Origin of the sequence: Bdellovibrio sp. HCB117, assembly GCF_047305915.1 — a bacterium.
Taxonomy (GTDB): Bacteria; Bdellovibrionota; Bdellovibrionia; order Bdellovibrionales; family Bdellovibrionaceae; genus Bdellovibrio; species Bdellovibrio bacteriovorus_B.
This window is the reverse complement of record NZ_CP178622.1, coordinates 2,716,508-2,742,120: the sequence shown is the minus strand read 5'-3', so window position 1 is coordinate 2,742,120 and position 25,613 is coordinate 2,716,508. Positions and strand designations below refer to the sequence as shown.

Below are 25,613 nucleotides of genomic sequence, written 5' to 3'. Positions count from 1 at the left end.
TCCTAAAGCTGAAATCTTTTTTGGACGGTGAAATCGTGACCATTGCGTTCGATGACAGCAGCATCACAGTAGGGATCATGTTCAAAAAATAGATACCATTTTTGGTCTGCAGCCTGACTTAAGTACTTTTGTTTTTCTTCCATCAACGTCAGTGGGTGCAAGTCGTAACCCATCAGCCACGGAATCTTGACGTGCGAGCTTGTCGGAACGACGTCGCCACAGTAAAGCAGAGTGATGCTTCCGTCTGTCACTTTCACCATTTGTTGAGCTTGAGTGTGCCCGTTAGAAAGGAGCACCGAAACTCCGGGAAGAATTTCTTTTTCTCCCTCCAAAATGTTAAGCACACCGGCATCCATCAAAGGCTGAAAGTTCGCCGGATAGTAACTGGCGCGCTCGCGCAGGTTGGGTTTGCTAGCCGTTTCTAAGTTTCCCTTTTGAATCCAGTATTGGGCGTTGGGAAAGGTGGGCACCAGCTTTCCGTCTTTTTCCGTCGTAGCGCCGCCGGCGTGATCGAAATGCAGATGAGTCAGAATCACGTGATGAATATCTTCGGGCTTCAAGCCAAAGCCGTTTAAAGACTTTAAAAGAGAAGGGCCGCTGTCGTCGATATTGTACATCTCGGCAAACTTCGTTCCTAATTTTTCACCGTATTTTGCAACAAAATCTTTGCCTAGACCGTTACCTGTGTCGATGAGGATGTTTAAACCTTGAGATTTTAACAAAAGCCCGCGAGCTTCCATCGGGATGCGATTTTTTTCATCAGGTGGATTTGAGCGCTCCCACAGAACTTTGGGAACTGTTCCAAACATCGCGCCTCCATCCAAGCCGAACTCACCCGTAGGAATGGGGCAGACTTGGTAAGGGCCGATGGTCAGTGATTTTTTTTCGATATCAGACTTGTTCGGAGTCATCTTTTGTTTCTCCTTCGCCTTCGTTCGCTGTTTCGTGGAAGGCATTCGGATTGATCGTCAGCACCCACTGCTTATAAGCAGCATACACCTGCTGGATGGGACCGGGGGGATGAACCGGACCAACGTGCAAAACCAGTTTTCCCGGAAGAGGAATAGGCTGACCTTTCGGCCATAACTCCATATTGCCTTCAAGATATGTGAATAAAAGAGGCGTTTGCGTGCGCTCTGAAAATATAGAAACGCCTCGTTTAAATTCCTGAATTTTTCCGTCTTTAGAGCGAGTGCCTTCGGGGAAGATAATCAACCACATGCGTGGAAGCTCGGTCAAAAGTTTCAAAATCAAGTTGATGGCCTCACCACGACGGTCTTTGCGATCAATGGGGATGGCTCCCAAGCAGTGTTTAGAAAAGAATGTGAAAAGAGCGTTCGTAAAGAAGTAGTCCTTTGCCGCCGCGATATAAAGGTTCAGCCAGTAACGGCGTGGGATGGAGGCCGCAATGGAAACGGCGTCCAAGTGACTGGCGTGATTGCTGATAATGATCAGCTTGGGTTGCGTGCGATAGATCTCTTTGAACGGAGTTCCTTTTACTTGCAGACGGATGTAAAACTTAAAGGCGACGTTTTTAAGAAAGATCGACCACAAAAAACGCATAAACACGCTGAACATGTCAATATGACGAGTGAACAGCGGCAGGTGTTTTAAGTAGGTCGGCAGCTTGGTCCACTGCTCGTTTTCGTAGTTCCAATCCTTCATAGAATGACCGTCATCACGTAATAGTAAATAGGCGCCACGAAGATCAATCTGTCCACGCGATGTAAGAAGTCACCGCGACCGATAATGAACGGGCCGACAGTTTTCATTCCGGCATCACGACGAACCACCGTCATCACAAGATCCCCCACGAAGCCTCCTAAAGAAGCGACGAGGCCTGAAGCCAACCAATACTTGTCAGACCCATCAGGCAATAAGAAGCGCATAGAGCCAGCAAGGAACAATGTTAGAAGAATCGACGTCGCCGTACTTCCTACGGTACGACGGGGATTGATTCCAGGGAACATTCTCCAGCCACCAATGTAGCGACCCACTGCTAAGTTTGTGTTGTCACAGAACTCCGTCAGGATCACAAGATACATCACCTGATAAACGCCATTGGGGAATTTCAAAATCAATCCTAAGTGCATGAACGACCAGCCCAAGAAGATGAAGGCTAGCAATGTCAAAGACATGTACTGAATCATGCGTTTATAAGAATTGCGGATCAGCGGTACCAGGCAACTGGCCCCCAACACGATCATCGGCATAGAGTTGTAAATATCAAGACGGTCATACCACGCACAGATTCCAAGGCCAATAATACCGGCATAACAAAGAAGGACGAAATAGCTGCGGTGGAACATCCCCATGATCTGGAAAAAGATTTTCGCACCTAAAATCGCAAGGGCCGTCAGGAACACCAAAGGCCAAGGCTCTGGCAGACCCATGACGATAAACATCAGCGGAGCTGCAATCAACCAGCTTTTAATGCTCGCCCAGGATTGAACGAAGTAATAGTTCTTGTTACGGAAGAAGAAGGTGATCGCGCCGGAAACAAAGATGATCGAAAGAACAATCAAAACAGTTTGACGGTAAATATGACTTTCCCAGGCTGTGGGCATAGAGATGCGAATGGGAAAACTAAAATCAAAAAAATCCATTACGATGGTTCCTCATCAATTTTGTAGTCTTTGATCTTCTTGTAAAGATTGGATCTAGAGACTTGCAGTACTTTAGCCGCTTCCTCAACATCACGAGTTTGTTTTAAACACGTGCGAATGGCGTGCGCTTCAAACTCTTCGACAAGAGTGTTGAGTCCTTTGTTGAAATCAATTGCCGTATACGAAGGAGCTCCCGGAGCCGTTGCTGTGGGCTTCAACCAAGCTGCGACATCTTCCTCGCGAATGAAAGGAAGGGGAGAGGTCAGGCTGAGTTGTTCGCAAACACGTTTGAGTTCGCGTACATTTCCTGGCCAGTTGTATTTTTTCAAAGCTGAAAGCCCATCGTCTGCAATGGTTTTATTACGGCGGGGGCGTTCCGCTTCGAGAAAATGCTTAGCTAGCTCATCGATATCCTCAAGGCGATCTCGCAGGGGTGTCAGCTCGATACGCTGAGACGACAGTCGATAAAGCAGGTCTTCGCGGAATTCGCCAGCAGCCACCATCTTTTCTAAAGAACGGTTGCTGGCAGCAATCACGCGTGTTTTTACAATCGTACTTTCTTTTGCGCCCACACGACGAACTTCGCCGGTTTCTAAAAAGCGCAGAAGCTTTGCTTGCTGAGACAGGGGGAGGGCTTCAATCTCATCTAAGAAAAGATCGCCACCGTTAGCGGCCTCAGTCAGGCCCACCTTGTTTTGGTCGGCGCCGGTAAAAGCCCCTTTAACATGGCCGAACATTTCGGATTCAAATAAATTTTCCGGAATGCTTGCTAGATTCACGGCAATAAAAGGTCTGTCACCTTCTTGCTCGTGCAGAAGTCGGGCAACGACTTCTTTTCCGCATCCTGTTTCACCTTCGATCAGTACGGCATTTGTTTCACCGCGAAGATCGGCAATGCGTTTTTTTATTTTCATTGAAGCAGAAGAATTTCCCACCCAGCGAGTGGTATGGCGAGAAGAACTCGGATCCATACTTCGTAAATCCCAAAGTGCTTCGATTTTTTCTAAGATCAACAGGATTTCTTCAGGCATTAAAGGTTTAGCGAGAAAACGCTGGGCGCCGGCTTTAAGACAGCTCTCCATCAAAGAACGACTTAAATCTCCGGACATCGCAACCACTTCAAGCTGGTTGTTATGCTTCACTAATTTTTCGATGACCTGCGGACCTGCGGCTTTAGTGGTGCCAGGCTCTAAGTGCATATCCACGAAAGCAGCGTGATAGAATCGTTCATATTGAATGGCTTCTAAAGTCGGCGCAGAAAAAACTTTCCAATGATTCGGCAAGCACATCTTCAACGATTGTTGAACTAACGGGTCATCATCGACGATAAGTAGAGAAAATACTCGAGTTGTTGCCATAGGTATTTAGTCTCTCTTGGGAATATGACTTTGACTATACTTTGCGCACTTCGTCAGCAGGACTCTCTCTGGCAAGCGTTCATTTTTGAAATGACTTATAAGGCCGTCGGATTAAACTAATTCTAGCGGAGGTGCGAGTGAGCGCTCTTAGAATTCTTCTTGTTGAAAACATCCATCCGGTAGCGCAGCAAACTTTGATTTCTGAAGGGTACAAAGTGGACCTGATCCCGCATGCACCTTCTGAAGAAGAATTACTGAAGATTCTTCCTAACTACGACGTTTTAGGCATTCGCTCAAAAACAGAAATCACCGCCAATGTTCTAAAGAGCAATCCTCACCTAACAACGATTGGCTGCTTTTGCATTGGTACAAATCAGGTCGACTTAATGACTGCGCGAGAGTCTGGGGTTCCTGTTTTCAATGCCCCTCACTCCAACACAAGATCGGTCGCAGAATTGGTTATCGCTGAAATGATTTCTTTGTCCCGCCAATTGGGTGACAGAAACACGAAGGCCCATGTTGGCGAGTGGGTGAAATCGGCTGAAGGCTCTCGCGAAGTGCGCGGTAAAACCTTGGGCATTGTCGGTTATGGTCATATCGGAAGCCAGGTCAGTATTCTTGCGGAATCGATGGGCCTAAAAGTCGTATTTTATGATGTGATTAAAAAACTTCCTTTGGGGAATGCTGTTGCTAAATCTTCTTTGGAAGAATTATTGAAAGTCTCCGATTTTGTGACTTTGCACGTTCCAGAAACTTCAGAAACCAAAGACATGATCGGCGCTAGGGAACTGGCGATGATGAAAAAAGGAAGTCACCTGATCAATGCCAGCCGTGGTACGGTGGTGGTGATCGAAGCTCTGGTTGAGGCGCTTAAATCAAAGCACATTGCCGGTTGCGCGATCGACGTGTTCCCTGAAGAGCCTGCCTCTAATAAAGAAAAATTTAAATCTCCACTTCAAGGAATTCCGAATGTGATTTTGACTCCGCACATTGGCGGTAGTACAGAAGAAGCTCAATATGCCATCGGCATGGAAGTCGCAGAAAGTTTCCGTCGCTATTTGAAAATTGGATCCTCGTCTGGAGCAGTGAATTTTCCGAATGTGGATCTGCCGGTGAAGCAGGGAACATCGCGTATTTTGAATGTTCATAAGAACGAACCGGGTGTGTTGGGTGAAATCAATGGTTTGATTTCTAGAGCTGGCGCCAATATCGAAGGCCAGTACCTGTCGACGGACGAAAAAATCGGTTATCTGGTCATGGACGTTCATTCGGCGCAAGCTCAAGCGCTCGCAGCCGACATTGGTAAGCTATCACGTTCTATCCGCACGCGTGTCGTTTACTAAGACCGACTGCAAAGATGTTTTCTATTCGTAAAGCAGGGTGCCGTCCGGTTTGAATTTTTTGACGGCATCGTTACTTTTATCCACGACAAAAAGACTTCCGAAGGCATCGGCAAAAATGCTCCAGGGTTGGTTGAATTGATTTAATTGCGTACCTGCACTGCCGAAATTCGTGACGTAGGTCCCATCAGCTTCATACTCGTAGATTTTGTTTTTGATAGTGCCTGCAATATAAACGCGGCCATTGCCGATTTGAGTGATGCCTAAGGCAGTTCCTACATCGACGTCGGCACCGGCGGCATCGAACGTATCTAGCAGAGCTCCCGCAGCACTGAATCTTTTGGGGATGGATTTAGTACCGTCAAAATCCAGTACCAAAATACTTCCGTCTTTGGCGCAGTGGACGCCTGAGGGAACTCCAATCGCTCCAGGAAAAGCAGAGGCTGTGCCTAATGCCGTTGATAGAACCTGCAAGCCACCGACGCCAAGATCGGCGATGTAAATATTGTCGTTGGCATCCACAGACATACTGTACGGAGCCGCAAGGGCTGGCACAACGACGGTACCTAAAAGATTTCCATCAAGATCGTACTTATTAAGAGTCGTCGGAGTAGAGGCGTTTGCAACAACAAGGACGTTACTGCTAGTCACTGCAAGAGCAGTGATCTGAGTCACGGGCCCGAAAGTTCTTTGCCAGTCGCCCTTGGCATTAAACTGCTCAACGCCCTTATCGGTTCCCACATAGAAATGACCGTTCTTAGCTTGCAGAACGCTGGTTGGGTTTTTCATTCCCGGAAGGTAGTCTTTTACGTAAGCTCCCGTGGAAGCATTAAAAACATACACGGTCTCGCGATAGCCGACATAAAGACGGTTTTCCGAAACAGTGGCTGTCGTGAGGTCACTCGTTCCCCATGCAGCGCCTCCACCTTCGGAACCATTGAGTGAAAAAAGAAGAGTCCCTGTCGGATCGAAAAATGTGATGCGAGCATCACTGCCCATACGCTCGGTAAGAAGAAAGTTTCCGTCAGCATTTTTTTGAAGGTCTTCTAGCATCGACATAGCAATTTGTCGTGGCCAAGTGAATTTCGAATTGTAAGTGCCATCGGCATTAAAAAGCTGCACCCGGTCTGACCACATGTCAGCCACATAAATACTTCCATCGCTGTTCACAGTGAAGACCGGAGCTCCATTGATCTCACCGTCATTGGCGGCTTGAGTTCCCGTACCGAAAGTCAGTTGGTGTACACCCGCTGAATTGTATTTACGAATTTCAGCGTTGAATGCCACATAGATGGAACCGTCGGCCCCAATGCGGGGTTGCGTAGGAAGTGGCACATAAACTCCAGCGCCGGGATCTTCATCTCCATAGGTTACAATTTCACCCAAGTAGGTGCCGTTAATATCGTATTTTCGAATAAATCGGTGGGTGTTTTCATTTGGAGAAGCCGCAGCGCCCGCGAGGTAAATGTTTCCGCCGCTGTCAACGGTCAGACCATTAACGCTGAAAGTATCTGCGGGAGTAAAACTTTTTAAATAAGTGCCTGATTCAGAGACGACATAAATGTCATTAAAGGCATTAGCGAACACGAATTTCTTGTTGGGTGCGGCTCGCAGATAATTTTTAAATTGTCCGGTGAACGGTGTCATCAAAGGGAAGTTGCCTTTGACTGCTTGCAAGTTGTCGCCGCCCGAAGAAGACCCTTTTGATTTGGAACTTCCGAAAAGAGCGGTGTTGATTGAACAGCCGACAAGGATCAGCGATAGTCCCAAGCATAAAGTAACGTACCGTAGAGTTCTCATGAATAATTCCTAACAAGGTTCTTAGCCCTAGGAAGCTTTTCGGAATATTCAGAAAATTTCTCGAAGTAAAACTATGCAATGTCGTGATAGTTGCTCCATCTTCATCCGCGGCAACGTCTTTCGTCCGTTGTTGAGACGTTGTTTACCCCCGGGGATGTGAGCTTATTCTTATCTTATATGACTTTTCCCGGATTCATAATCATGTCGGGATCAAACACTTTTTTGATTGATCGCATGATTTCAATCTCGGCTTCAGAGCGGGTGTAAGAAAGGAAAGATCGCTTTGTCATACCGACACCGTGTTCAGCAGAAATGGATCCCTTATACTTTTTTACCGTCTCAAAAACCATGATGTCGACTTTGCGGCACTCTTTCACGAACTCTTCTTTGGTCATTCCCGCAGGACGCAAAATATTGATGTGCAAGTTGCCGTCACCGATGTGACCAAACCACACGACTTCCCAAGTGGGGTAGGCTTGCGCCAAAACTTTGTCTAAGTCATCCATGAACGGTGGCACTTTTGAAATTGTGACGGCAATATCATTCTTGTAGGGAGAATACTTTGCCAACGACTCAGAGATGTCTTCACGGTAGCGCCAAAAGGTCGCCGCTTGAACGTCGGATTGACTGATGACTCCGTCAATCACCCAGCCTTCTTCTAAGCATTTTTCAAAAACGCCCAAAGCATGTTCTTCATCTTGCTCGTTGCGAGCTTCCACTTCAGCTAACACATAAAAAGAAGCTTTGGTTTCTAGCGGAGCCGGCAGGCCGGTGTTTTCTAAAACCTTGTTCAAAGCTTTGTCCGAGAACATTTCAAACGCTACTAGTGAAGTCTTGGTTTTAAATTCCGCAAAGACTTTCATAACGGCATCAAGACCACTGACGGCCATCACCAACACCTTCATAGGTGGGGGCGCAGGAGCCAAACGGATTGTCGCTTCAACGATAAAACCTAAAGTTCCTTCAGAACCGATGAACAAGTGGCGAAGATCGTAGCCTGTGGCATTCTTAACGAGGCCATTATTCAGTTCAAGAACCTCACCAGAACCCGTCACCACTTTCAGTCCGATGATCCACTCGCGAGTCAAACCATAACGAACGACTTTGATGCCGCCCGCGTTGGTTGCGATATTGCCGCCCATTTGCGACGAACCTGTCGCCGCAAAATCAACGGGATAGAAAAGATTTTTAGAGTGAGCGAACTCTTGTAAAGCTTCAGTGACAACACCGGGTTCGATCACAACAGATTGATCCACTGAACTGAACTCTTTGATTTTGTTCATTTGGTCAAAAGAGACAACGACTTCACCTTGAGAAGCCACAGCAGATCCTGAAAGACCTGTACGTCCGCCAGAAGGGACCAGAGCGACTTTGTTTTTGCGGGCCCACTTTACAATAGCTTCAACATCGTCGGTGCTGCGAGGAAAAACAATCGCAGTGGCTTTGATGTCGAAATAAGTCGTCCAGTCCTTACCCCAGTATTTGAGGCTTTCCTCGTCGGTTTTGATTTGGTCTTTTTGCAAAAAACTTTCAAGTTCGATGAGGGCCGTGGACATACAACATCCTATTCTTCGTCAGGAATCGCGCGATGATAATCTTTCAGGGTTCTTATTCTAAAGAAGGCGTAGACAGGACACAAGCCCCAAGCAGCGGTGATGAGGCCATACAAACCGATGTAAGCCCAAAAGGGACCGCCGGCGATGGCGTACGCAGTTAAGAATACGCCAATAACAAACCTTAAAATGCGGTCCCAAACGGCAACATTACATCTCATGTTATTTTAGAAGCTCTTGCAGCTCTCCAGATTGGTACATTTCCATCATGATATCGCTTCCGCCCACCAATTGTTTGTTGATGTAAAGTTGCGGAATTGTCGGCCAGTTGCCGTACTCTTTGATACCTGAACGGATTTCTTCGTCTTCAAGAACATTCACGTCATGGAATTGAACGCCGATGTCTTGCAAGATCGCGCAAGCACGTGCAGAAAAACCGCACATAGGGAATTGTTGAGTGCCTTTCATGAAAAGCACGATTTTGTTTTGATTTAGAATGGAATCAATTCTTTCATGAGTTGTCATGGGAACCTCTTTTAAAAAACTTACTTAATCTTAGTCTTGATTGAGAGTGCGTGAACCTCGCCAGTCTTTAATTCTGGACCAAAGCAAGCCATCACATGCTGATGCTGTTGAATGCGAGTCATCCCCGCGAACACAGGGCTTTCCACGAACACCTCATAGTGATCTTGAGTGCCTGTAAGATCGTAAACTTCGATCTTCGCGCCTTGGTAGTGAGATTCTAATCTTTCTTTCATTTGTTCTGGTGTCATAGAGGGGGAAAGTAGCAGAGGCACAGAGCTAAGTCCACTTGAATGACACGGGCGGTCGATGTACTATGGGCGATATGTTTGGACCGACGTCACGGCTGCTAAAAGTCTTTGCTTTAGCGCTCTTAGCCCTGCTTTTTTATTTCTTCGCACGCGTAGAGTTTCTGCTATGGAATTGGAGCCTTTTTAAATCCAAGGCAGTTTCAGACATTCTGTGGTCCTTCATTGTCGGTCTGCGCTTTGATATTTCGGCGGTCTTAAGCCTTTCCGCCCCTTTGATTTTAGCCGCCATGGTTCCGTGGCCTCGCAGCTGGCAAAAAGGGTGGCAGTGGCTTTTGGCTTTGGGTTTCACGGTCCTGCAGATCCCTCTTTTTATTTTAAATCTGGGCGATACGGAGTTTATTAATTTCGTGGGCCGCCGCTTTACTTATGACAGCCTTTTTATTATGGGCGAGTTGCAGGGGAAGATCTGGAATTTTATTTCCAGTTATTGGATTTTATTTCTGATCAACACCGCTTTGGTGGTGTTATTTGTTTTCGCGATCTTCCGTCTTAGTTTTAAAGAGCAAAAAGGCGTTTACTGGACAGGGCAAAGAAAAAAGCCGCTGGGGTATTGGCTATCGCACGCCTTCTTGTCGTTCGTAGCGATTGTGATTTCGGTCATAGGAATTCGCGGAGGTTTGCAAAGTAAGCCTGTGAATTTTGTCAGTGCCAATGTGTTTTCAGCGCCGTTATTAAATAATCTCGTTTTAAATTCGTCTTTTACGTTTATTAAAAGTTACGGCGCCCAAGGGCTTAAACAGGAAAAGTACTTTGAAAATAAAGACGACATGTTAAGACACCTAAATGGTGCTTACGTCGGTTCAAAATTGGAAGGACTTCGTTCGCCAAAACCTCAGAATATCGTTTTGATTATTTTGGAAAGTTTTGGGGAGGAGTACTTAGGCCCTGTGAATGGCAAAAGCTATACGCCCTTCATGGATTCTTTAATGGAAAAATCTTTGGTCTTTAAAAACGCCTATGCCAACGGTCGTCGTTCGATCGAAGGTGTGGGCGCGGTGATGGCGGGGATTCCAGCCTTGATGAGCGAGCCTTTTATTTCTTCGCACTTTACTTCGAACTACTTTTTGGGCTTAGGCACATTGCTTTCGCAGAAAGGCTACTCGACGAGTTTCTTCCACGGCGGTCATAACGGTACGATGTATTTCGACTCTTTTATGCAAAGTGCAGGTGTGGAAAAATACTTTGGTTCAAAAGAATACAATAATCCTTCCGATGACGATGGCGTGTGGGGGATTTGGGATGAGCCCTTTTTGCAATGGATGCTGGTGCAACTGGACTCTGTGCCTCAGCCGTTCATGACTTCGGTGTTCACTTTGTCTTCGCACCAACCTTTCAAAGTTCCGGCGCAGTACAAGGATCAATTCCCTGAAGGACCGATAGAGATTCTAAAAACAGTTGCTTACACGGACTTCGCTTTAAAAAAATTCTTCGAAGAAGCGGCTAAAAAACCTTGGTACAAGGACACTCTTTTTATTGTGACGGCCGATCATACGTCCATGCACTATCGTAAAGAGTATGAAAATGACCTGGGCAGCTACCGTATTCCTCTTTTCCTGTACCATCCTTCATTCAAATTTCCTCAAGTGGATACCGAAAAAATTGTTCAGCAAATTGATATTCCGCCGACAGTTTTGGATTTTTTAGGCATTCCTGAAAAAGATAAGAACTATTTAGGAAGTTCGATGTTCGTGGACGGGGATAAGTCGGCGGTGAATTTTATTGATGGACGTTATCTTCTTTTTGCCAATGACTTTTACCTGCGTTGGACGCCAGGGCATAATGAGCCGCAGATGTATTCTTTATTAGACCGTGATGGTGTTAAAGAACTGCAGGGCTCTGAAATCACCGTTGATCAACGGGCTCGCAAACTTGCATTGGAGCAAAAGCTGAAAGCCACTATTCAGTATTTCAATGAAGGTATGTGGGACAACAAACTTTATTATCCTACACGCTAGCACTGAATCATTTAAGATGCCGGCCACGAATCAGTGCTGCTGGCGAATTTCAAGATTGTTAATGACGCTTTTAACGCCCGGGATGTGTCTAGCGCAGACTAGAACTTCTTCAAGCGCTTCGCTCAAAATAGGCCCGCTTAAAGTGATGCTGCCTTTTTCGACCTGCACTTGAATTTCTTTTCCTGGTCCCAGGATTTGGCTTAATTCCGAAAACACCTTCATTTGCAAGCGGTCGTCGCGGGTTGTTCCGGTGCGGAAATATTCCTTCGCGTCAGCTGTGATCCTTTTGCCGGATTCGCTTTGAGTGAAATAGACATACGCCGCTCCGACTGCGGCTCCGGCAATCAACCACGGCCACAGACTTGATTTTTCTTCGGTCATTTCTTCCACTTCTTCAATCATATCTTCCATGGCGAATCCTTTTGATAGCTCGGGCGTTTCTCAAAGATTGCGGCAAAGAGCGTTCGAATTGAATCAAAAAGGAGAGTGCGTGATTAAGATCATGAAACCCCGTGTGTAATTACAAGGTTTGGTGTGCAGTCACAGACTTTCAGAAAATTTTTGTAAGGTTTTCTGGAAAAGGTCCTGATGATGCATATCAAACGTCTCTTGCGCGTGCACAGTAGCTTTTTGAATGCGATCTACGCGGAAGGCTCTTAGATCCTGGCGGAGATGATCCCAGGCCATGACGTACCAGATGGGAAAACTGAGCAGCAGATAGTGAGGCTCTATCAAACGTTCTGTGATGTTTTTCTTTTCGTCACAGTAGGCAATCTTAAGACACCGCATTTCAAAAAAAGCTTCATGCAAAGAGTTTTGTACGTGAGCGGGAACGTCATCATAGGTCACACGCACGCTTTCGGCAGCGTAAGTCGTTATGTGGACTCTTTTACGAATCAATTGCAGTTTCTTACGGTGTTCTTGAGGAAAGGATTGAAATACTTTGTCTCTTAATGACTTCACATTGGAAAGTAGTACCGGAGAATTAAATCTTTCCGCAATCGCTAAGGATAATAGCAGATCTAAAGACTCTTTGTAGTTCAGTTGCAGACGACCTAATCCCCATTGGGCATTTAAACGTAAGCCTCCGCCACGTCCACGATCCGCTTCTACAGGTATACCCGAAGCCTTGAGCTCTTCCAGATCGCGCATTAAAGTGCGGTGGCTGACTCGCAGCTTTTTTGCTAGGGACAGACTGGTAGAGTGGTCCTCTGCCTTCAGAAGGCCTAAAAGGCGGTCCATTCGATCTTTTTTACTTTGATAACTGCTTTTCGCCATAATCTTCTTTTAAAAACAAATATGCCATATTTTGACATATTTATGCCTACACTGAAAGTACCAAAGAGTTTTGAAAGGACGTTTTTATATGGCAGAAAAAACTTATCACGGCAGTTGTCATTGTGGATCAGTCAAGATCAAAGCCAAAATAGATCTTAGCAAGGGGACTGGAAGGTGCAATTGCACGTATTGTCGCAAAGTGCGCAGTTGGAGTGTCATCATCAAGCCAGAAAACTTCGAACTGCTTGCGGGCCAAGAAAGTCTTTCTGACTATCAGTTCGGTACTTTCAGCGGGCATCATCTTTTCTGCAAAAACTGTGGATGTCGGCCATTTGGTCGGGGACATGTCGAAGAAATCGGCGGAGATTTTGTGTCCATTGCACTTGCGTGCCTGGATGATGTTGATGCGCAAGAGCTGATTGATGCTCCGGTGACGTACTTTGATGGTTTGAATAACAACTGGTTTAATAAACCCGCTGAAATCCGGCATCTTTAAACGGGGCTTGGCCCCTTTTTTAAGCGGCTTTTCTTCTAAAAAAGATTTCGCGCTGAAGATCTGTGAGTGATGTCACAATCTTTTCTTCACTGGAGTTTGCCAAGTGATTGAATTCCACACCTAACACCAGTTGCGTATCATCCTTCACGCGGATATTTTTGATCACACCTTGAACCATGATGGGTTCACGATCGCCCAGAAAGATTTCAGCTTCGACTAAGTCTTCTAGGTGAAGATTTGCACTTTCTTGCATGATTTCTACGGCACAGCCTTCCGTGCTTAAATCAATAAGACGGCAGGGGTGAGAGCAGATGGACTGGTTCAAATAGTTAATAACAAATTCGGCAGAATAGTTTTCTGGCATCACATAACGATAGTTGCGGCGTCTTTGTAAGTGGAACAGATTTAACACCGTCAACGTCACGTAGTGTTCAGAGACGACCGGATGAGTTTCGAAAAGATATTTTTCGCCGCCAATTGAAAAGCTGGCGGTGAAGGTGTCTTTCTCGTTCGTGTTCATCGTCGTGTCTTCGGGATGATGACACTTAATCTGATTGTTCGAGTTGATGCTTACTGGTTTTAAAGCAATAGCGCGATCAAATTTATCACGAAGATAAAGAGTCTCTTTCTTAGCCAAAGCTTTTTGCAAAAGCATTTGCTTGTCAGAGTCGCTGCTAATGGCTTTAAAAACGATCAAGGCCTCACTCATCTTAGGCCGCCGCTACTATTTTATGACCACATTCGTGGCAGAACTTCGCGCCCGCTTGCAATTCCACGGCACATGCCGGGCAGGCAGGGCCACCCGCGGTCTTTTTCTTCGGTTTGTCTTCTTTTTCGTCCATATCGACGAAACCTTTTTCGTTCCATTTTTCAATTTCGCGAAGCATCTTCCAACTCTGGAAGACGGAGCGGAATTCTTTCAGTTCAAATTGCAGAATAACACCGGTGCTACCGGTTTTACGCTTCATAAACACACCTTTACCCTCAAGGCGGGCAAAGTGGTCATTGTTCAGGTTGATACCGAGTTCATTTTTGCAGTGCTCGCTGAATTTTGCGAATTCTACCCCGACGATACCGAAGCGATCCGGTTGTTCGTTCTCGCAAAGTTTTAAAAGAGCGTCGAGCATTTGCTGACAAAGCTCATCGACTTTCAAAAGATCTGAACGATTTTTGAAATAGTAATATTGATAGAATTCAAAGAAGCTTTCTAAAAGACCCAAATCCAAGAAGTGAACTTTTTGAATTTCTTCGGGTCCATCTGGATTGTCCGGAGCTTTACCCATTTCGTAAAGTGCGAGCTTCAATTTTACAAGGACGTTGATGACTTGCTCAACACGCTTCGGGCCTTCACCCATCACACGTTGAGAGTACTGCTTCATCATATTCCAATCGACAACGACACGACCTGGAGTCGAGCGATCTCCCTTATGGTTGGCCGTATGGAAAACAGCGCCAAAAGCTTTCGCTACTTGGTCTTCTGGACAAGGAGAAGAATCTTTTTCAAGCTTGCTCGAGCGAACATCATTTACCGCCAGACGAAGACGGTCGGCCAGGGATTTAATAATCACCTTCAACATCTGAGGAGCGCCCTCGTACTGTTGTTTTAAAGTTTCAACGGGGATTTCTAAAACCTTTGTTTCCGTCGTTGCGACCGCGGATGTTGGGTGCGTGTTTTGACCCAAAATCACCTGATCTCCAAGGATGTGAGACGAGCCCAACTGGAACAAATCAATGGTCTTTTTTCCACGAATCAGACACTGATTGGCAGCGCCAGTTTGAATAAGATAGACCGACGTGATTTTGTCGCCATCTTTATAGATCACTTCGCCCTTTTTAAAGGTTTTTACTGACATACGCTCGTTCTCCTTCACGTTGATATCGGTAAAAATCCCTTAAAAATGAAGGTATTCGCGGCTCTTCAAAGGTCTAGAAACTTGCGGTCAGACCCGACTTAGATTATAACAGCCCCATGGATTATTTCTTTTCGGCAGCTCCTCCGGAGCACCAAAAACGTGAGAAAGCAAAGGCCCGCGAGCTGCGCCAAAGCCAATGGTGGAAGCAAGAGCTGGGTAAAGGCCTTTGCTATCACTGTGGCGAAAGATTTAAGCCGGCCGATCTCACAATGGATCACTTGATTCCCATCGCGCGAGGTGGGAAGTCCAACAAGAACAACTGCGTTCCGTCATGCAAAGACTGCAATACAAAGAAGGGTTATAAAACCCGCGCCGAAATGGCTTTGGATGAGCTGTCTCAAACTTCTAAGCCCGAAACTTCCGACGAAGAATAAACAAGCTAGGTTTAGGTCTAAACAAATTGTTTTGACTTAACTTCATATCCCTTTCATTGCCATCATGGATTAAACAATTTTTTGTAGTGAGGGCGTGTGAGGAAGGTTCTTTCTTTTGTAGTAGCGTTTTTAGTTTTGTCTCCCTTGATGGCGCAAGAGGCGGCATCTCCATTAGAGGTGGGACAAGAAGAAATTCAATCGTCTCTGCCTGAAGCAACTGCACCAGCGGCATCTGTACCTGCTACCTCGTCAGTTCCTAGTGTAAATTCACCTCCGGCATTGGCTCCCTCAGCTTCTGCTCCTGTGCAAAGTGCCGTTGCAACATCCCAAACACCCACGAATGTATCGTATAAAGTGAAGCAGATCATTCGCAGTCACAATGTTGTTATTGTAGAAGCCAGTCAGCCTATCCCGTTAGAAAAAGGAAAGCTTTATTTAGTAACATTGAAGGATGGAACTCAGTGTTCATTGTCGCTTGCAGATATAGAGTCTAATCTTTTAACCATGGAATCGGCGGATTGTACGGGATTGGTAGTAGGAATGCCTGTTGAACCAGCGCTTTTAAAAGCCAGCGGCAAAACGGTTGAAAGCACGGACATCTTGCTGCCTGAAGCAGACAAAACCGGTCCGCGTGTCAGTGTTTCGCTTTATTATTCCACAGCTACTCAAGCTCGATTCGAAGACACCTATGTTTCCACAACTTCAGGCTCTGGCTACGTCGATACCACTTATACGATGGATTCTTCGGCGGGCTTAGGCGTAAGTTATTCCAAATTAAATCTGCAATCATGGGGATTTGTTGGTTCCATCCTTTGGGAGCCTAAACGCAAAATAAAATCTCTAGAAGTTGAAGGGCCGGGTGGAACTGTATCTGGTGATCTTATTGACTCTCCTGAACTCACGCTGCTGATTTTTGAAGGCAATATCGCCTATCGATGGGAGAATATTTATATTCCGTTCGGCTTGAATTACTCGGCTCCATTTTTATCTTACAATTCCTCAACAACGTGGTGGAGTGTTTCCGGCGCTTTGGGCGCGTATGTGGGGTTGGGCATGATCATGTCGCCGAACTTTACGTTAGAATTGTTTATCCGTTCTGTAGGCTTGGAAATGACGGCGGCGGACAGTACAGGAACTATCGATTTTAAGCGCGGGTCTTTGGCGGGATTTGGCGCTGGTTGGAAATATACGTTCTAAATTTAAATATCTACTGCCATGGTGGCAGTGGATATGCCCCAACGTCCCCAATCTAATTTACTTTACTGGTTGAGTTTGAAACGCAGGTTTCCCATTGAGGACTGTCTCTTAGGTGAGTGGGAAGAGTCTCAGGACTTGAGCTCTCCCAGAAAACTCCATATCCTTAAGACCTCAAAGTAAGGAAATCCCATGAGTCTATCGCGTGTTGTTGTCAGTGCTGCTTTTGTTCTTCTTTCCTCTCTCGATCTAGCTTCGGCGAAAGAGATCCCGGTCCAAGGTCGGCTTTTTGCGGGTTTGGAAACGATTGATCCAAAGAACGTGAACGAGACGATCGAAGCCCAAGGTCTTAAGAAATTTGAAAGCATCAATCGACTGGGAATAGAAATCACTTATCCGTTACATCGCTATTTAGATATCGGGGTCAGATACACAAAACGCCTGGCCGACGTGGAGGAAAATCCCGAAAATGCCTCGACAGATTACAGCGCCAAAATAGATCAAGATTCTATGTTGCTATTGGCGCGTGTTCCCTTATTTAAAACGGATCTTTTATATTTCGATCTTTATGCGGGCGTTGGAGGAAGTAATACGACGTTAAAAGTTAAAACTGCGAGTCAAGACGGAGAGTTCACTCGTCGCGCCTCGGGTGATTGGGTGGCGACACCTTACGCGGCTGCGGGGGCTTCTTTCGCTATTGGTTATAAAAAGTTTTATCTGGTTTTCGAAGGTGGTTACGAAAGTAACAAAGTGGATGGTTTCACTCGAACAGGTTCTGCGAGTACCAGCATCGATACCTTAGATCTTTCGGGCGGATATTTTTCATTGGGACTTATGTTTGATGGAGTCCCTGGCACTATCAAATAGTTCTCTACTGAGAGGTGTCTATCATCCTCAGAATTGACCGCGCTCCGAAATAGGCATCATTGTAATTATAATTTAATAACAGCTCTAAAGAACTAAGACTGTAGAATTTGTTTTCCATAAGCTCAATGTCGTATTCTCCGACATTTTCGCCGACGTTGAATCTTTGTTTAACACTCTCAATGAGGATCCAGCTACCCGGAGTAAATCCCTCCGTGAATACAGCCGTGCCTTCAGTGGGATCTGTAGCCAGGAAGTAGGCCGTGCTGCCACTCCAGCCTATGTCTAAGACATTGCTGGGAACATTCGTGTAGGCAGACCAAGTTCCCCCGTTGTCGGTCGATGTGAACATGCTGGCACCTTCATAAACATAGATTTCCCCCACGGGACTTACTTTGAGAGTCGATGATATATTCCAGTAAGAGGGCTGTGAAGGCCCACGCAAAGCTTCAACCCAAGTTGTTCCACCGTCCGTAGAACGATGAAGAACGACAGTCCCCGCCGCTCCCACGCGCTCAATGGCTAACAGATACAGATTGCCAACAGCATCGACAGTCAACGATTGAAAGCCCATTTCACTCACGCCACCTGGAGGCGAAAAGGTTTTAATTGCCGACCAAGTCACGCCATTCGTTGTTTTGCCAATGATGATGTTCAAGCCATCTTTGGCGGCAAAATAAGTGGCAGAGTTTTTCACCATTGCAAGCGCGTATTCCCAAGCGCCACTGGCGAAAGAGTGAACGTCTGTCCAAATCGTACCATCAGCCGATCGTCGGATGATGGCGTTACTGTCCTTCCGGCCGATGACATAGAGGTTGTCATCATGCCCCTGAATAATGTCAGCGGCCTTTGTGTCGTCTAAAGCGGTGACAATGTGATCGGCATCTTGCCAGGTGATTCCATTGTCTGAACTTTTTTTAATAACCCACGGCCAATTTCCATCCATGTCTCCTGTTTCCCAAATAGAAAACAACTGGGTTGCAGAAGTTCGAATGATCTTCGAAACAAAACTATAGAAAGCCCATTGAAATCTAATTTCACTTGCAAGACTCCAGGAAGTGCCATCATCGTTAGAGTAAGCCACAGCGGCTTGATAACGTCTTTTATTAGAGGCAATGGCTAAAACCTTATTAGCGGTAGGGTGTGCGACAATCGTGATTCCGTGAGGCTCATTCGGCGGAGCGAGTGTGGCATCTAAATCTATCGGTGTCCAAGTCACTCCATCTGGAGACGATACGACTTTCCAATCGTTGGTGGGACTTCTGCTGCCTCCCGTGGCGATCAGTTTTCCCGAAGCTGTCACCGTCATGCCTTGTAAGTAATTTTGACCTACATAAACTTCCGACCAATTGTCGCCGCCGTCGGTGGTTCGATAGACTTTTCCGGAGACGCCATGTCGACAAGAAAAATAGGCGTTGTTATCGTCGAGGACTTGTAAATTTCCTCTGAGTTGATAATCACCGAAAATTTGTGCTCCCGGAATAGAAGTAGCCGGTGTCCATGTCCATGCCCCCGCACTGAAGGTCCCTTTTAAAAAATACATGATTGAATTTGCGGCACCCAGCACAAAGAGGTGGCCTGAAGGAGTCACTTTAATTTGGTAGGCGACTTCTTCGCCGCCACCGCCGACTGGAGCCGCTTTATAAATTGTGTTCCAAGTTTCCCCGTCGTCTTTACTTTCGCGAATCACCCAGACCATTTCCGAAGTGGATTCAGTGTAACCTACGGCATAGATATAACCTGTTGTTGGAGAGACCGCGATATCATAACAGACATGGTTCATCTGAGGGACCTCCCACCAATGATCCGAAGTAGACCATGTTGTTCCTTCGTCCGTAGACTTACGAACGAACCAACCGGATAAAGGGTCTGCAGACGTGTAATTGTATTTATAAGCATACCCGCAAACGAACACAGTATTGCCTTTAGCTGTCATCGCTAAAGGATGGGACTCTCCATGATAATGGTAGCCCATGAACTGATCGACGCGAGACCAAGAGGCACCGTCATTGTCGCTGCGATAGGTGGCCCATCGTTCTCCGTCGTAATCACTGCCAATAGCTGTTGCTAACACCTTACCGGAAGTAAGCCAGACTGCATCGGTCACGTAGTTTTGATCTTGCGATGCGGATTGCGGTAGTTCGATTCTTCGAAATTCGCGAAAGCCTTTGCGACGAACGGTGACCGAAAATTTCTTTCCCATGCTATCGATGACTTCGAAGGTTTCATTCATCACCTGGGCATTAACGGGAATGCTGTAAGCCCCCGTTGAAGTGTTTAAATATCCCGATGTTGAAGCTTGATAAGTAAAAGGAGGAGTGCCGCCTGAAGGCTCAATGAGTTTCGTTGCGCCAACATCCATAGTGATTGAAATGGGAATGACCTCATCTGTGATCTTAGATGAGATATCCTTTTCAAGTAATGCTTCCAGAGTACATCCGGCCGAAAAAAGCATCACATAGAAAAGAAACAGCCGGCGAAACATATCTGAGAACGACTGAATCATGTTTATTTTATCGGATTTTTGTGAGGAGGAATTTAGAAAACAATGATTATTTTTCGAAAAAGTGTCTCAGAGTGAGTATTACCAATTTTACTCGTTAAAGCCCGACAGCCAACCAGTCTATACGATAGTGATTTGTATTGTGTGGGAGCGTTGTCGTATTGCAGGTCGTGGAGTCGAAGCTTCCAATCAGGTTGATGTAAATTCTAAAACTCGTGGCTGTGGCATTGTAAACAGATGTGGCTCCGGTAGTGACCCAATGTCCTCCGTCTCCTTGGATAGATGGAAAGTATTTAAATACGGTCGAGAAGCCACAAGCCGACGTATCTATATTCATGTAAGCACCGCACGCCCCGGTGATACCCGCATTTAAAGCATAGAAAGTCCAACCTGAATTCGCTCCGGAACCGGTACACATTCTTAGAGACGTGCCTGATGTGTCTTTCACCGCGCCCACGAGATTGCCAGTGACTTTCGCACTACCGACGACTTCGAGTTTGGCCGTAGGAGTGGTCGTGCCGATACCGACATTCCCATTGTGATCAATGCGCATGCGTTCGCCACCGTTGACTTCAGTGTTCGTCGTCGTCGTGAATCTTAAAGCAGAACCGTGGCCGCCCGTACTCCAGTTCTCGGTCGCTGTCGCACTAACTCCTGTGGGTTGCGCTTGACCCGTGAAGCCTGCGCCATCATGACCGATAAAGGCCATCCAACCGAAGGTGTCATTTGTTTGTGTTGCGGTAGGAGTGCTGGCGGTACCGCGAGCTCCGCGCGTTTGAATAAGTCCGCCGGGGTTAGCGGAAGAAATTGTTGTTGAAGTGATCCCTCGGCTCGTATTTCCCGTGGTCTCCAAAACCTCTAAGCTTGTTGCAGGCGTCGTCGTTCCAATGCCCACTTTTCCATCGGATTTAAATGTCACCCATGGGGCCGTGGTGTAGGACGGAGCAATTCTTAAATCTTTAGCACTGCCGATACTCGTATCAAGTCCTGATTGAATATAGTTTGCATTGTTATCGGTAGTCATGCGAATCGAACCTTGATGCGTTGTCGAGGGAGAAAATAGCACGCTTGAGCTTGTCGCGGAGTTTGTACCAATACCTAAAGAGCCTTCTACGGATAATTTCTGCGTAGGATTTGTATCACCAATGCCGACGTTTCCACTGGGAAGAATCGTCATGGCAACGGCGTTGTTGGTTTCAAAACTTAAAGAGTTGTTATCGTTAGTACCAAGAGTGGCCGTAGACCCAAAAGAATTGCCGTTATTCAAGAAGACAGAACCGGTTGTAAATGTGGAGCAAGTCATCATGCCTGTCGCATCGAAGCTCACCATTTGTCCCACAGCGCAGTTGAAAGTGGTTAGAGCGGATCCCGTACCGTTTGAAGCCACAAGACGATTTGCGGTGATTGAAGTTGCTCCTGTACCACCTTTACTCACCGGAACTGAGGAAGGGAAGTTTGCTGGATCCGCAGACACGACGCCGGCGCTGACAGCAAGACCACTTCCTACTTGGACGGCTCCCTTAGTAGAAGTGCTGGCATCGTTAATTGATATCGCCGGAGTAGTTCCACCCGAAGAAACGACAATAGGCGCGGTTCCAGTGACGTTGGTCACAGTTCCATTTGTAGGTGTCACCCATTGAAGACCCGATGTTTGAGACGTATTCACAGAAAGAACTTGTCCGTTTGTACCCGTAGGTAATCGAATGTCATTCGTACCATCATTGACTAAAACATCCCCTTTGGTTGTCAGGGGAGAAAGAGCATTGAAAGCCGCCGTCGCTGTTGTTTGTCCTGTACCACCATTGGCGACAGGAAGAGTGCCTGTTACTTCTGTTGCAAGATTAACGGAAGCTCCATTGCTAGCGGCCGTTAAGCGTCCTTGTGCATCGACGGTGATATTGGCGCGAGTATAGGATCCTGCAGTCACCGCTGTATTCGCTAATGAAATAGTTCCCGTTGTAGAAATAGGCCCACCAGTTAATCCCGTCCCAGTGCCGATATTAGTGACGGTTCCTCCGGAAGAAGTGTCTGTGTCGTTCGCACATTCCCAACGGGAATTGGCCGTGATCCATTTTAATGTTTGCCCGTCGGTACAAGCGACATTGTTAGGGCGATAAGTAAGATACTTTGAAGCGGCACTATTGATGTCGCCGTAGTCCAACGTCACGGCCCCTGTTTTTGTCGCAACACTGGTCACGGGAAACGCGATCGCGGTATTGGAAGCAGAAGTTAATCTTCCTTGGGCATCGACCGTAAATATTCCAACTTGTGTAGCCGACCCGTAGGAGCCCGCAGTCACCGCAGTATTAGCTAAGGAAATAGTTCCCGTCGAAGAAATAGGACCGCCAGATAACCCAGTGCCTGTCACGATGTTCGTAACCGTTCCGCCAGCATTGCTATCAGAAGCCGGGGCCCATTTAGTTCCGTCGTATTTTAAAACCTGCCCTGACGTTAATCCGGTCGTATCGACATTCACACCTTTGATTTTATCGACTGAAACAGCACCGATAGTTCCACTGATGTCACCGGCGACTGAAACATTGATCGCCTGACACTGAAAGCTACCCGAGACCGAATTCCAATAAGGCGTTTGATAGGCGGCACAGTTCGCGGAGCCAACAGCAGCGTTAAATGCCGCCGTTGTTTGATAGTTGCTTAACGTGGTATTTAGATTCGTCACATCGCTCATCGCAATTGCAGCTCCAGCCCATTGAGTGCCATTGAACTTCAAATACTGTCCTGAAGTTGGAGCTACAGAGCTGACCGCGGTGTTCTGAATTTTCGCGACAGAGGGATTCGGATAGGTGCCTGATAAATCTCCACCGGCTGTTCCACTTGGAGTTCTTGCATCGCTGAAACGAGCATCATCACCAGCGGCCACTGTGCCTGCCGTTGAACCCACGTTTAAAGTTAATGCTGGTGTGGAAGTGCTATTAGCGACTGAAACATAAGCATTCGTCGAAGTGACTTGAGTTACGGTTCCTCCCGCAGCTCCCGAAACCGGAGCACAGGAAAGGGCCGATCCATTCCAGGTTAAAAACTCATTCGCCGCACATGTAGGGACGCCGGTTTTTAATACGAATTCATCGGCAGATCGAGTTCCAAGCTTTTCTGCTGAAAGCGCATAGGCCGAGTAGGGAACAGAACGGATTTCGTTTGACGGAGAAATCACCTTCCATCCCGAGCCGTCATGAAACTGCACTTTCAAAAGGCGGATGTCAGAAGAGGCGGCGGTATAAGTAGCGCCTCCATAACAGTCATGAACCTTGGAGTTATTAAAAGCATCCAGCAAAGTAAAAAGAGGATCCGTGGGAAAAAGCTTCGTTCCTGACCCAATCGGTACGTCAAAAACCCCGTTGGAGTTTAAAAGATTCACGCCATCGCGTTGTTCACGGTAAATAACGCAGCTTCCGTTAGGGCTCGTGACCTCGAAAATAAAGCTGGTGTTTCCATACTCCAGGGGTTGGCCATCGCTTTTTACGATACGGCCTTGATACGTCAAAGCATTGGGAGCGGCTTGCGCAAGCATCCCAAAAAGAGACATGAGAATAAAAAAGTACGTACCTGTTCTCATCTTTTTTACTTATCGGAAGGGGAAGAATTTTCGTTGAGTTAAAGGGATGTAAGAGGAACTCGGCTCGTATTTCATGTCACCATCTCCAATTGGTTTTAATTTGCCGCTTAGCATCAGCGAGCCTAAAGTCTTGCTTTGACCCCCTGCGTTCGGCTTAACCTATGAAAGTCATTCATTAAAATTCGTTAACATCTCGTGAAGGATCAAGCGACCGTGAGTAAGATTACCAAAAGTAGCACCGCTGAATATTTTGCGAAGAACCTCCAACAAGTGGGATTCTCGTCTCCTTTGAAAGCCGTTTTGACGACTTTAAAAGAAGCCGTGGACAACTCTTTGGATGCGTGTGAGCAAGCGGGCATTCTTCCTGATCTTCTAGTTGAAGTCACAAAAGTAGGAACTGGTTCTACTAAAAATACTGATTTAATTCGCATCGTTGTCGAAGATAACGGACCTGGTATCGAAGCTGAAGACCTTGCCAAAGTTTATGGTGAGTACTTAGCCTCTTCTAAATTTGGTCGTGGACAGTGTTCGCGCGGTCAACAAGGTATCGGTATTTCTGCCGCTACGACTTGGGCGCAGATGACCAATGCCCGTGGTGTGAATGTTATTTCTAAGACGAAAAAGATGCGTAAAGCGATCTCTGCGCAAGTGGACGTCGACATCAAATCTAATACAGGTGTAGTAAAAAATAAGGAAACGATCGATTGGGATCGTGACCACGGAACTCGTGTAGAATTCGTTCTGGATGGACGTATTCAACTCAACGGTGACGGCGGTATTGTGACTTATATTGAGGGCACAATCCTTGTGAATCCTCACATGACCATCACTTATAAATTGATGGAAAACGACTACGTGACTGTGAACCGTGTCAGCCAAGATGTGCCTCAAGTTCCTGAGGCTTCTTTGCCACATCCTCATACCTTTAAACTGGGTGAGTTCATCACGCACTCGACTTTGTTCGGAAAAACGACGCTTTCTAAGTTCCTAAAAACAGGATTTTCGCGTGTTTCTGATCAATCTATCTCTGAATTCACGAAAAAAGGTCTGCCAAAAAATCTTTTGGAAAAGCCTCTGACGTCATTGACGGAAGAAGACTTTAAAAAGGTTTTCCAAGCGGTTCAAAATACCGACTTGATGGCGCCTTCAACGAAGTCCGTTTTGACAGTGGGCGAAGAATCTCTTTCGAAATCTATCACTCGCTTGGGTGAAATCGATTTCTTCGCGGTTGTGACTCGTAAACCGACAATTTGTGACTTTAAACCGGTGGTGGTGGAAGTCGCGTTGGCGCGTTTCAAAGATCGTTACCAAGAAGCAGACAGCCCGGTGACTTTGCTTCGTTTCGCGAACCGTGTTCCTTTGCAATTTGATAAATCAGGTTGTGCGATCACGTGGGCGATTGAGTCTGTGAACTGGAAGTCCTATGGTTTGGGACAACCTAAAGACAGCTTGCCGCTAGGTCCTTATATCTTTGCCGTATCTGTGGTTTCTCCGTTCATCAAGTTTAAGAATGCTTCGAAAGAAACTATCGATGCGTCTGAAGAGCTGGTCGCGGAAATCCGTTTGGCCTTGATCCAAGCCGGTCAAAGACTGTCTCGTCACATCAAAAAAGAAGTGAAAGAGGCGGATCTTGAAAGAAAGCTCGCTCACATCGAGCAGTTCGGTCCTATCTTGGTTGAAGGTTTGGCTCGTATCATTAAAGCTCCGGAAGCTCGTAAGAGAAAAGCCGAAGAAGGTTTGAAAAAACTTTTGGGCCGTGATTCTGAAGAGGCGATTGCCGATCTAGAAGCCGCAGAATCTAAACTTCTTGAGCAAAAAAAGCGCGAGAAGAAAAAGGGTATTGATCACGAAATCGAAGAAGACGTGATCAGCAGTGAAGATCTTGTCGAAGAAGCTTCCGAGCCGATTGGCACCAAGAAGACGACGACTAAAAAAGAAACGACTAAAAAAACAACTGGTAAAAAGAAGTAGG

General features: G+C 46.4%; 22 protein-coding genes. 7 read left to right on the top strand and 15 right to left on the bottom strand.

Translation table 11 applies throughout. The annotated features are described in order from the left end of the window. Positions 1-2 precede the first annotated feature (2 nt). Genes ACLWBD_RS12960 through ACLWBD_RS12945 form a run of 4 tightly spaced genes read right to left on the bottom strand, consistent with a single transcriptional unit; the run spans position 3 to position 3,964 of the window. Positions 3-911, bottom strand: coding sequence for an MBL fold metallo-hydrolase (locus tag ACLWBD_RS12960; RefSeq protein WP_063204806.1), 909 nt, complete (start codon positions 909-911; stop codon positions 3-5). Further along, positions 892-1,665: a lysophospholipid acyltransferase family protein gene (locus ACLWBD_RS12955; RefSeq protein WP_063204805.1), complete on the bottom strand. Its 774-nt coding sequence runs from the start codon at positions 1,663-1,665 to the stop codon at positions 892-894. Before ACLWBD_RS12955 ends, ACLWBD_RS12960 begins: the two co-directional genes overlap by 20 nt. Then, positions 1,662-2,606 carry a phosphatidate cytidylyltransferase gene (locus tag ACLWBD_RS12950; protein ID WP_063204804.1) on the bottom strand — a complete coding sequence of 315 codons (945 nt, stop codon included), beginning with the start codon at positions 2,604-2,606 and terminating at the stop codon, positions 1,662-1,664. Before ACLWBD_RS12950 ends, ACLWBD_RS12955 begins: the two co-directional genes overlap by 4 nt. After that, entirely contained in the window at positions 2,606-3,964 is a 1,359-nt protein-coding gene (locus tag ACLWBD_RS12945; RefSeq protein ID WP_413568467.1) for a sigma-54-dependent transcriptional regulator, read from the bottom strand. Before ACLWBD_RS12945 ends, ACLWBD_RS12950 begins: the two co-directional genes overlap by 1 nt. Positions 3,965-4,101: 137 nt before the next feature. Between ACLWBD_RS12945 and serA the strand changes: the two genes are divergently transcribed. Continuing rightward, entirely contained in the window at positions 4,102-5,307 is a 1,206-nt protein-coding gene (gene serA / locus ACLWBD_RS12940) for a phosphoglycerate dehydrogenase (protein WP_413568465.1), read from the top strand. Between the two features lie 21 nt (positions 5,308-5,328). Here serA and ACLWBD_RS12935 read toward each other — a convergent pair whose 3' ends face one another. The 5 genes from ACLWBD_RS12935 to ACLWBD_RS12915 all read right to left on the bottom strand — a co-directional run bounded on the left by ACLWBD_RS12935 (position 5,329) and on the right by ACLWBD_RS12915 (position 9,415). Beyond that, positions 5,329-7,104, bottom strand: coding sequence for an NHL repeat-containing protein (locus ACLWBD_RS12935; protein ID WP_413568464.1), 1,776 nt, complete (start codon positions 7,102-7,104; stop codon positions 5,329-5,331). A 173-nt stretch (positions 7,105-7,277) separates the two neighbouring features. Further along, entirely contained in the window at positions 7,278-8,660 is a 1,383-nt protein-coding gene (locus ACLWBD_RS12930) for an FAD-binding oxidoreductase (RefSeq protein WP_413568463.1), read from the bottom strand. An 8-nt stretch (positions 8,661-8,668) separates the two neighbouring features. Beyond that, a complete protein-coding gene (locus ACLWBD_RS12925) occupies positions 8,669-8,878 on the bottom strand; it encodes a DUF2892 domain-containing protein (protein ID WP_063204799.1) in 210 nt (69 codons plus the stop codon). 1 nt (position 8,879) lies between these two features. Next, positions 8,880-9,182, bottom strand: a complete 303-nt coding sequence (gene grxD, locus ACLWBD_RS12920; protein WP_063204798.1) for a Grx4 family monothiol glutaredoxin — start codon at positions 9,180-9,182, stop codon at positions 8,880-8,882. Between the two features lie 20 nt (positions 9,183-9,202). Further along, the gene (locus ACLWBD_RS12915) at positions 9,203-9,415 is read right to left on the bottom strand and encodes a BolA/IbaG family iron-sulfur metabolism protein (protein ID WP_253696357.1); all 213 of its coding nucleotides are present in this window, start codon (positions 9,413-9,415) and stop codon (positions 9,203-9,205) included. An 80-nt stretch (positions 9,416-9,495) separates the two neighbouring features. On the opposite strand from ACLWBD_RS12915, the gene ACLWBD_RS12910 reads away from it, so the two are divergent. Beyond that, the gene (locus tag ACLWBD_RS12910) at positions 9,496-11,445 is read left to right on the top strand and encodes an LTA synthase family protein (protein WP_413568462.1); all 1,950 of its coding nucleotides are present in this window, start codon (positions 9,496-9,498) and stop codon (positions 11,443-11,445) included. A 30-nt stretch (positions 11,446-11,475) separates the two neighbouring features. On the opposite strand, the gene ACLWBD_RS12905 is transcribed toward ACLWBD_RS12910, so the two are convergent. Both ACLWBD_RS12905 and ACLWBD_RS12900 read right to left on the bottom strand, forming a co-directional pair. Continuing rightward, complete coding sequence (locus ACLWBD_RS12905; RefSeq protein WP_413568460.1) at positions 11,476-11,856, bottom strand: BON domain-containing protein; 381 nt, start codon at positions 11,854-11,856, stop codon at positions 11,476-11,478. Between the two features lie 129 nt (positions 11,857-11,985). Continuing rightward, positions 11,986-12,723 carry a helix-turn-helix transcriptional regulator gene (locus tag ACLWBD_RS12900; RefSeq protein ID WP_413568459.1) on the bottom strand — a complete coding sequence of 246 codons (738 nt, stop codon included), beginning with the start codon at positions 12,721-12,723 and terminating at the stop codon, positions 11,986-11,988. Between the two features lie 88 nt (positions 12,724-12,811). Between ACLWBD_RS12900 and ACLWBD_RS12895 the strand changes: the two genes are divergently transcribed. Further along, entirely contained in the window at positions 12,812-13,219 is a 408-nt protein-coding gene (locus ACLWBD_RS12895) for a GFA family protein (RefSeq protein ID WP_413568458.1), read from the top strand. Between the two features lie 19 nt (positions 13,220-13,238). Here the strand turns inward: ACLWBD_RS12895 and ACLWBD_RS12890 are convergent, their stop codons facing one another. Both ACLWBD_RS12890 and ACLWBD_RS12885 read right to left on the bottom strand, forming a co-directional pair. Beyond that, positions 13,239-13,928: a PilZ domain-containing protein gene (locus ACLWBD_RS12890; protein ID WP_373998038.1), complete on the bottom strand. Its 690-nt coding sequence runs from the start codon at positions 13,926-13,928 to the stop codon at positions 13,239-13,241. A gap of 1 nt (position 13,929) precedes the next feature. After that, positions 13,930-15,072 carry a cyclic nucleotide-binding domain-containing protein gene (locus tag ACLWBD_RS12885; RefSeq protein WP_413568456.1) on the bottom strand — a complete coding sequence of 381 codons (1,143 nt, stop codon included), beginning with the start codon at positions 15,070-15,072 and terminating at the stop codon, positions 13,930-13,932. Between the two features lie 116 nt (positions 15,073-15,188). Here ACLWBD_RS12885 and ACLWBD_RS12880 point away from each other — a divergent pair, with 116 nt between their 5' ends. The 3 genes from ACLWBD_RS12880 (at position 15,189) to ACLWBD_RS12870 (ending at position 17,567) form a co-directional block, all read left to right on the top strand. After that, entirely contained in the window at positions 15,189-15,506 is a 318-nt protein-coding gene (locus ACLWBD_RS12880; RefSeq protein WP_063204792.1) for an HNH endonuclease, read from the top strand. A 96-nt stretch (positions 15,507-15,602) separates the two neighbouring features. Then, on the top strand, positions 15,603-16,703 hold the full coding sequence (locus ACLWBD_RS12875) for a hypothetical protein (protein ID WP_413568453.1): 1,101 nt from the start codon (positions 15,603-15,605) through the stop codon (positions 16,701-16,703). A gap of 189 nt (positions 16,704-16,892) precedes the next feature. Further along, positions 16,893-17,567 carry a hypothetical protein gene (locus ACLWBD_RS12870; protein ID WP_413568452.1) on the top strand — a complete coding sequence of 225 codons (675 nt, stop codon included), beginning with the start codon at positions 16,893-16,895 and terminating at the stop codon, positions 17,565-17,567. A gap of 4 nt (positions 17,568-17,571) precedes the next feature. Here the strand turns inward: ACLWBD_RS12870 and ACLWBD_RS12865 are convergent, their stop codons facing one another. Both ACLWBD_RS12865 and ACLWBD_RS12860 read right to left on the bottom strand, forming a co-directional pair. Beyond that, the gene (locus ACLWBD_RS12865; RefSeq protein WP_413568451.1) at positions 17,572-20,070 is read right to left on the bottom strand and encodes a WD40/YVTN/BNR-like repeat-containing protein; all 2,499 of its coding nucleotides are present in this window, start codon (positions 20,068-20,070) and stop codon (positions 17,572-17,574) included. 94 nt (positions 20,071-20,164) lie between these two features. After that, the gene (locus tag ACLWBD_RS12860) at positions 20,165-23,611 is read right to left on the bottom strand and encodes a beta strand repeat-containing protein (RefSeq protein ID WP_413568450.1); all 3,447 of its coding nucleotides are present in this window, start codon (positions 23,609-23,611) and stop codon (positions 20,165-20,167) included. Positions 23,612-23,854: 243 nt separating this feature from the next. Between ACLWBD_RS12860 and ACLWBD_RS12855 the strand changes: the two genes are divergently transcribed. Continuing rightward, entirely contained in the window at positions 23,855-25,612 is a 1,758-nt protein-coding gene (locus ACLWBD_RS12855) for a DNA topoisomerase VI subunit B (RefSeq protein ID WP_413568449.1), read from the top strand. Position 25,613: the final 1 nt, after the last annotated feature.